General features: G+C 62.3%; 6 protein-coding genes and 3 pseudogenes. 5 read left to right on the forward strand and 4 right to left on the reverse strand.

The annotated features are described in order from the left end of the window. Nucleotides 1–31: 31 nt before the first annotated feature. Nucleotides 32–610 (reverse strand): TetR/AcrR family transcriptional regulator, encoded by a 579-nt coding sequence (locus J1M86_RS25635; protein WP_206511880.1) that lies wholly within the window; start codon nt 608–610, stop codon nt 32–34. Nucleotides 611–677: 67 nt separating this feature from the next. Here J1M86_RS25635 and J1M86_RS25640 point away from each other — a divergent pair, with 67 nt between their 5' ends. Beyond that, nucleotides 678–1850 carry an NADH:flavin oxidoreductase gene (locus J1M86_RS25640; RefSeq protein WP_307786750.1) on the forward strand — a complete coding sequence of 391 codons (1173 nt, stop codon included), beginning with the start codon at nt 678–680 and terminating at the stop codon, nt 1848–1850. Further along, the gene (locus J1M86_RS25645; protein WP_206511882.1) at nt 1847–2590 is read left to right on the forward strand and encodes a glucose 1-dehydrogenase; all 744 of its coding nucleotides are present in this window, start codon (nt 1847–1849) and stop codon (nt 2588–2590) included. The genes J1M86_RS25640 and J1M86_RS25645 overlap by 4 nt, the downstream gene beginning before the upstream one ends. A 165-nt stretch (nt 2591–2755) precedes the next feature. Here the strand turns inward: J1M86_RS25645 and J1M86_RS26645 are convergent. Beyond that, nucleotides 2756–3523, reverse strand: a pseudogene (locus J1M86_RS26645) (ABC transporter ATP-binding protein). Nucleotides 3524–3732: 209 nt separating this feature from the next. On the opposite strand from J1M86_RS26645, the pseudogene J1M86_RS25660 reads away from it, so the two are divergent. The 3 genes and pseudogenes from J1M86_RS25660 to J1M86_RS27075 all read left to right on the forward strand — a co-directional run. Further along, a pseudogene (locus tag J1M86_RS25660) lies at nt 3733–3828 on the forward strand (3-alpha-hydroxysteroid dehydrogenase); the annotation flags it as partial. 468 nt (nt 3829–4296) lie between these two features. Beyond that, nucleotides 4297–5382: a sugar phosphate nucleotidyltransferase gene (locus J1M86_RS25665; RefSeq protein ID WP_206511884.1), complete on the forward strand. Its 1086-nt coding sequence runs from the start codon at nt 4297–4299 to the stop codon at nt 5380–5382. A gap of 421 nt (nt 5383–5803) precedes the next feature. After that, nucleotides 5804–6043, forward strand: a pseudogene (locus J1M86_RS27075) (integrase core domain-containing protein); the annotation flags it as partial. A 203-nt stretch (nt 6044–6246) separates the two neighbouring features. Here the strand turns inward: J1M86_RS27075 and J1M86_RS26650 are convergent. After that, on the reverse strand, nt 6247–6666 hold the full coding sequence (locus tag J1M86_RS26650; RefSeq protein WP_230557632.1) for a hypothetical protein: 420 nt from the start codon (nt 6664–6666) through the stop codon (nt 6247–6249). A gap of 209 nt (nt 6667–6875) precedes the next feature. Beyond that, a partial coding sequence (gene istB / locus J1M86_RS25675; RefSeq protein ID WP_241260675.1) for an IS21-like element helper ATPase IstB occupies nt 6876–7535 on the reverse strand: 660 nt, incomplete at its 5' end.

A 7535-nucleotide genomic window follows, 5' to 3' on the forward strand; every position in this document is an offset into this window, starting at 1 on the left:
CCCCGGCGCGTGGGTCAGAATAGCAGCGTCGTCAGACTCGCCGGATCGATGCGAGCAGGAGCTCACCGATGCGGGCGTGCACGGCATCGGTGTCGTCCTCTGTCGCAACGGTGCTCAGGAACAACGACGCCCCGGCCGCCATCGCGAGTAGAGCCCGCGCGTCAAGCTCCGCGTCTTCCGGGTCGCGCGGCGAATCAGCCGAGAACAGTTCTGCCGGTGGGCCGCTGAAGCTGAGCCAGAGCTGGCGACGCAGGTCCTCGTTGCGGGCGAAGGTGCTGAGCAGTCCGGGCACGGCCGCACGCACCTCGGGCTGGGCGAACAGTTCGCGGCTGCCGGTGGCGACCCACTGCACCCACCCGGCGGGGTCGGTGCCGTCGAACGGTGTGAGGTCGGGCGTCCTACCGAGGATCGCGTGCAGCACCAGTTCGGCTTTCGACGACCATCGCCGGTCGATGGTGGTTCGGCCCACCCCGGCGCGTGCTGCGACTCCGCGCACGCTGAGGTCATCCCATCCGAGTTCCATCAGCAGTTCGCGGGTGGCGCTCAGCACCCGGTCGTCGATGCTGGTGTCGCGGGGCCGACCGGATCTGCCCGCGCTCGGTTTCGTCATTTCAGTCACGCACCTCGTCCGTTCCTCCTATTGTGATGCCACTGGCATCGAAAACATAGGTGATGACGTGAGAGTATTCGAATCTGCAGCTCTGGGTCCCTTAACGCTGCGCAATCGCGTCATCAAGGCGGCGACGTTCGAGGGCCGCACTCCCGAGGCCCTGGTCACCGATGACCTCATCGAGTTCCATCGCACTGTCGCCGCGGGTGGCGTCGGGATGACGACGGTGGCCTACTGCGCGTCCTCCCCCGAGGGCCGCACCGACCGTCACCAAATGTGGATGCGCCCCGAAGCTGTGCCCGGGCTGACGCGTCTGACGGACGCCATCCACGCCGAGGGTGCCGCCGCGTCCGCGCAGATCGGTCACGCGGGACCCGTCGCCAACTCGGTGTCCAACCGTGCGACCGCATTGGCGCCGTCCTGGCAGATCAGTCCACTGAGCTTGCGGCTGACCAGGACTGCGACCGTCTCGGACATCACTCGCATCGTCGCCGATCATGCCCGGGCGGCTCGGATCGCCGCGGATTCCGGGTTCGATGCCGTCGAACTGCACTTCGGCCACAACTATTTCGTCAGTTCGTTCCTCAGCCCGGCGCTCAATCGCAGGTCCGACGGGTTCGGCGGCTCTCTCGTCAATCGTGCGCGGGTGGCGCGGGCAGTCGCGGACGCCGTGCGCGCCGAGGTCGGCACCGATCTCGCCATCATCGCGAAACTCAACATGGACGACGGTGTACCAGGCGGGTTCTGGCTCGATGAAAGCCTGGCGGTGGCACAGTGGTTGGAGTCCGACGGTTCGCTCGACGCAATCGAATTGACCGCGGGCAGTTCACTGAAGAACCCGATGTACCTCTTCCGCGGCGATGCACCGCTACGCGAGTTCGCGGCCTCGTTCCCGCAACCGCAGCGCGCCGGCATCCGGTTGGTCGGCAGCAAGTTCCTCCGCGCCTACCCGTACCGCGAGGCGTATCTGCTCGAGTCTGCGCGCCAGTTCCGTGACGCGGTCCGTATGCCGCTCATCCTGCTGGGCGGCATCTCGAACAGGTCGACGATGGATCTGGCGATGGCCGAGGGGTTCGAGTTCGTGGCGATGGCACGTGCGCTACTGCGTGAGCCGGACCTGATCAACTCCATGCAGAAGGAAGACCGCTCCACCTCACTGTGCATCCACTGCAATCGGTGCATGCCGACGATCTACAGCGGCACGCGCTGTGTGCTGACACCCTCGGGGAGTCTCGGATGAATCGACTGCAGGGACGAGTGGCTCTGGTGAGCGGCGCCGCACGTGGGATGGGACTGAGTCATTGCCGCGCGATGGTGGCCGAGGGCGCGCAGGTTGTCCTCGGTGACATTCTCGACGACGAGGGCGCCGCGGCCGCTGAGGAGTTCGGCGACGCCGCGCTGTACGTGCACCTCGACGTCACCTCACCGGAAAGCTGGGCCGACGCCGTGCAGCAGACCACTCAGAAGTTCGGGCCCGTCTCCGTACTGGTCAACAACGCTGGGATAGTCAACGGCAATCTGATCACGGCCTACGAGTTCGAGGATTGGCAGCGCATCGTCGACATCAACCTCACCGGAACGTTTCTTGGTATGCAGGCATGCGCTCAATCGATGATCGACGCCGGTGGCGGCTCGATCATCAACATTTCCTCGGTCGAAGGGTTCCGCGGCAGCCCAGGCCTACACGGTTACACCGCAACGAAGTTCGCAGTGCGGGGCCTCACCAAATCGGTCGCCCTCGAACTCGCGCCCCACAAGGTGCGGGTCAATTCGATCCACCCCGGGTTCGTGCGCACTCCCATGACTGAGAACATCCCCGAGGACTTCCTACAGATTCCGCTGGGCAGAGGCGCCGACCCATCCGAAGTGGCCGCCATGGTCGTCTTCCTCGCCAGCGACGAATCCTCCTACTCGACAGGTTCCGAGTTCATCATCGACGGCGGACTGATGGCGGGCGTCCCGCATCGGACGTTCGACTAGTAGACAGAGCCAGAGAACAAGATTGGCGCCACGTACGTTCGATAGCGTGTCAGCGGCCCGCGAGAACTCGCCTGTCGAAAACGAGCAGGGCAACCCCGAGCAGAACCACGGCCATCGCGGCCAGCACTGCCGCTTCCGTGAGCACTGACGCAAGCCCGTTTTCAGTCAGTTCTCGACGCCTGTGAGGATGGCATCGCGACTCTGCGGATCCACACCGACAGCCGGCTCGTCGAGAATGATCAGGTCGGGCTCGTGCAACAGGCCGGCACCGATGTTGCTGCGACGCTTCATACCTCCGGAGTAGGTATCGATTCGATCGTCGGCACGATCGGTCAGGCCGACGAGTTCGAGAACTTCCTCGATCCGCGTTCGAAGACGGACTCGGCCCAGCCCGTACAGGCGGCCGAAGAACCGTAGACTTTCGCGCGCCTACAGTTCGGGGTAGACCGCAATTTCCTGGGGTACGTAGCCGATTCGCTTCTTGGCTTCGCGAGGGTTCTCCGCCATGTCGATGTCTCCGACGTAGACCTCGCCGGAGTCGGGTTCGACCAAACCGACCATCATGCCGATGGCCGTGGACCTACCTGCACCGTTCGGTCCGAGCAGTCCGTATGCCTCGCCTCGTCGAACCTGCAAGCTGACTCCGCTGACGGCAGCTTTCTCGCCGTAACTCTTGGTCAGGTCGACGCATCGCAGAGCAAATTCCTGCGATGCGATCTGAGGCGAGTTGCTGACGGCGGCTGCGGAAACGGCCGGCCGACTCACAGGGTACTTTCGAAGGCACTCTTCGGCCTCGCGTCGAGCATGTACATCTCCGTTCGATGTGTAGACCCATGTCGCCAATAGCATTGTCCAGAATCGACTTCGGCCTGCGCCGCCCTCATCGGACCGTGACTGCACCCCATCGGGGCTGCCCCGTTTGGCGCGAGTCATGATCACTCCCCGTCACGCGTACCCCGTCACGACTGCGACTCACCGCCTCCATCTGAAGGTCAGAATAAGCCGACCGCGAAGAATTTCAAATGGCGTATATCTCTCCGCCAACGAGAGGACCAATGGGTCGGTTTCTGTTGTACACTGCCGATTCGTTTCGGTCGCGCTAGCGCTTGCAGGCTTCGAGCGTGCTGAGGAGGCGGCGTTAGTTGAACCAAGGACGAGTGACTCTCGTGAGCGGCGCCGCGCGTGGGATGGGACTGAGTCAATGCCGAGCAATGGTGGCCGAGGGCGCGCAGGTTGTCCATTGTCCTCGGCGATTCGCGACGAGGAAGGCGCCCCGGTCGCTGAGGAGTTCGGAGGCCTACGAGTTCGAGAATCGGCAGCGCACCGTCGACATCAACCTCACCGGAACGTTTCTCGACATGCAGGCGTGCGCTCAGGTGCGGGGCCATGCCGGTGCCAAGGCGGTGATGCCGGCTAGGTCGGCCATGGCGTCGGTCAAATGCGGCGGCGCAGACACCACCCAACTTCCGCTACCGACTCGAAACGTGGCATGAGATTGGCCTGGAACGTTCTGGCTGTCGATCCGAACTCCGCGTTATTACCGTCTGCCAGTAGCGCCACACTCGCCAACCCAAATCTTTGGCAGGCCCCCTACGATGAGCTCTGCGCACAGGGTTCGCGGCGCGCTTGAGGTGGTTGCGGCTTCATCACTTCGACAGTGACAGATCGACGATCGGGAACAAACGATGCCAACAGAGAGGCCGACAATGCCGATTGACACGAGCAAGACGACCGACGCTGTAATACTCGTGGGAGGTAAAGGCACTCGACTCCGGCCTCTAACCCTGTCGGCGCCGAAACCGATGCTACCCACTGCCGGTCTACCATTCCTGCATCACCTGCTCGCGCGGATCAAGGCGGCGGGCATAAGTCACGTCGTTCTCGGCACGTCGTTCAAGGCCGAAGTGTTCGAAGCGCATTTCGGCGACGGTTCCGCGCTTGGAATCGAACTCGAATACGTCACCGAGACCGAGCCCATGGGTACGGGCGGCGGCATTCGCAACGTACTACCCAAGCTCCGTGCCGACAACGTCGTCGTGTTCAACGGTGATGTCCTCGGGGGTACCGACCTGACAACCGTGCTCGATACCCACACCAGAACCAATGCAGATGTCACCCTTCATCTCGTTAGAGTTGGTGACCCCCGAGCCTTCGGCTGCGTACCCACCGACGAGGACGGCCGCGTCACCGCCTTCCTCGAGAAGACGCAGGACCCACCGACAGACCAGATCAATGCCGGATGTTACGTATTCAAACGCGAGATCATCGAGACCATCCCACACGATCGGCCGGTGTCCGTCGAACGTGAAGTCTTTCCAGCACTTCTAGCCGAAGAAAAGCGAGTGTACGGTCACGTTGACAGTGCCTACTGGCGCGATATGGGTACACCTGAGGACTTTGTCAAAGGCTCAGCCGATCTCGTTCGTGGGATTGCACCGTCTACGGCGTTAAGCGGTACACGCGGCGAATCGCTCGTGCACCCGAGTGCCGGTGTTGCTCCCGGTGCGCTCCTCATAGGCGGCACGGTAATCGGACGCGGTGCCGAAATCGGCGCGGGCGCGAGACTCGATGGCGCGGTCGTGTTCGACGGGGCAGTGATCGAGGCCGGTGCTGTGGTGGAACGATCCATAATCGGATTCGGAACTCGTATCGGCCCACGCGCACTCGTTCGTGACGGTGTCATCGGTGACGGTGCCGACATCGGAGCGCGCTGTGAACTTCTGCGCGGCGCGAGAGTGTGGCCGGGGGTCAAAATTCCCGACGGTGGAGTGCGATTCTCGACCGACGTCTAAGCGGCTTTGGTCATCGGGGACGAGCTCTCGGTCTACGAACATCAGTCTGCTCGGCTCGCTTGGCCGATGCTGCTCACGGACATGCACGGCTTGGACTGGCGTGTCCCCGGTGAACAAGACTAAGGTGCACCGACTCTGGAAAGAGGAAGGGCTGCAGGTGAGGATCCATCACCCTCGCACACGCGCCGGTATCTGTTCCAGTCCGCAGATCGACACCGATGCACCGAAACTAGTATGGGCACTTGATTTTCAGTTCGACACGACCGTCGACGGGAAGGCCACCAAGACCGCGTCGATGATCGACGAGCACACCCGGTTGTCAGTGCTGAACATCGTCGAGCTGTCGATCACCGCTCAGCGGCTGACGGAGGAGTTGGAGAAGGCGTTCGCATTGTGGGACGGACCATCGTTGGTGTTGCGGATGGACAACGGTCCGGAGTTCATATTGCAAGTGCTGCAACAGTTCTGCCGTGGTCGGGTCGGGATCTGTTATATCCCGCCGGGGACACCACGGAACAACGGCCACATCGAATCCTTCAACAACCGGCTACGGAAGGAGTGCCTGAACCGGAACTACTGGACGAGCCTGCTCGAGGCGAAGGTGGTGATCGAGGACTTCAAGGACGACCACAACCACCGGCACCGCCACTCGTCGCTGAGCTACCTCACCCCGTCCTGGGGGTGCCTCCCGCTTGCGGGGGCGTACGCTGCGAGATGGCTGCCACACCCACCAACCGGTGGATGGCTTCGAGATCGACTGACATCAATCAGAACCGGCTTCAGAACGATGTGGTCAGACTATCGGGGACCTGCCAAGACCTCTACAACGAGACCACGCGGAACAGGCTACTCCGGGGTGACTACCTACGCTTCACCCACGAGGTTGCGGATGCCACACACCAGTCCTGATCTGAGTATCGTCGCGCGGCGGCAACGACCAGACCAATCCGGCACCAGTGCATGCCAAAAGCGGCCCGGTTGTGCTCCGACCTGAATCAGGTCGCACCGAGCGCGCAGAGGCGGGAAGGATCGAGCTCTCTCGCGAAGAATCGATGCCGATTTCGAGATATCGTCGGCTTCGTTGGGATCTCGGTTCTCGCGCTCGAACTCCTTGATGCGCTGCAGCTTGTCGCTCATTGCACCGGAAACCTGTTTCGCATCGATATGAGCCTGCCTGGTCCAGTTCCCCATCGACTCCGAGCCGATGTCGACCTTCGGGCCGATCGCCTGACATGCGCCGTACAGGGAGCTGAATCCGCGCGGGTGGTCGAGGACCACCTTCACTGCACCACGCTTCTGGACAAGTTTAAGCTTCACCCTTCACAAAGACGCGAAGCGGCATCAAGCCCGAGACGGTTCGGAGAGTAGAGCGCATATCTCTTGGGGAAAGTTCTACCTGCTTCATACACACCCGCGTGTGCCAGTACGCGGTATCGGTGGACGACCTCACGTGTCGGTCTGTGTACGACCTGATGTGTCGGTGTCCGGCAGGTTCATGATGCCGGTGCTTCGACCGGTGTGACAAGTCCTTGCCGGTCTTTGAGCCGGTAGCTGGGGCCGTTGATGGCCAGGACGTCGCAGTGATGCAGGAGTCGGTCGAGGATGGCGGTGGCGAGGACGTCGTCACCGAGGACGGTTCCCCACTCGGTGAAGTGCTTGTTGCTCGTGATGATCGTGGAGCCTTTTTCGTATCTGCGGCTGATCAGCTGGAAAAACATGTTGGCTTCGTCGCGGTCGAGAGCGAGATAGCCGACTTCGTCGATCACCAACAGCGATGGTCGCATGAGATTGGCGAGTTGGCGAGGGAGCCGGTTGGCAGCGTCGGCTGCTTTGAGTTTGCGGACGAGGTCGTCGAGGGTGGTGAAGTAGATTGATTTCCCGGCTTGGCAGGCAGCGACAGCCAGCCCGATCGCGATGTGAGTCTTGCCCACCCCGGGTGGCCCGAGAATGGCGATATTCCCTGCGCCGGTGAGGAATTCCAGTGTCGCGAGGTCACGTACCCGACGTGGTTCGAGTCCAGGCTGGATGATCCGTCCCGGTGTTTCCGGAGGGTTCGTCTCAGGGAAAGATGAAACCTCATGGCAGCAGGATCGAAGCGGTACTCGGCGGAGTTGAAGAAGGATGCCATCGATATGGTGGCCCGGTTGGTGGCG

The sequence above is a fragment of the Rhodococcus sp. KRD197 genome (assembly GCF_017168235.1).
In the GTDB taxonomy this organism is placed as follows: Bacteria; Actinomycetota; Actinomycetes; order Mycobacteriales; family Mycobacteriaceae; genus Rhodococcoides.

Coding starts and splice junctions, on each gene's coding strand:
- J1M86_RS25635 (WP_206511880.1), bottom strand. CDS start 610: ATGACGAAACCGAGCGCGGGCAGATCCGGTCGGCCCCGCGACACCAGC.
- J1M86_RS25645 (WP_206511882.1), top strand. CDS start 1,847: ATGAATCGACTGCAGGGACGAGTGGCTCTGGTGAGCGGCGCCGCACGT.
- J1M86_RS25665 (WP_206511884.1), top strand. CDS start 4,297: ATGCCGATTGACACGAGCAAGACGACCGACGCTGTAATACTCGTGGGA.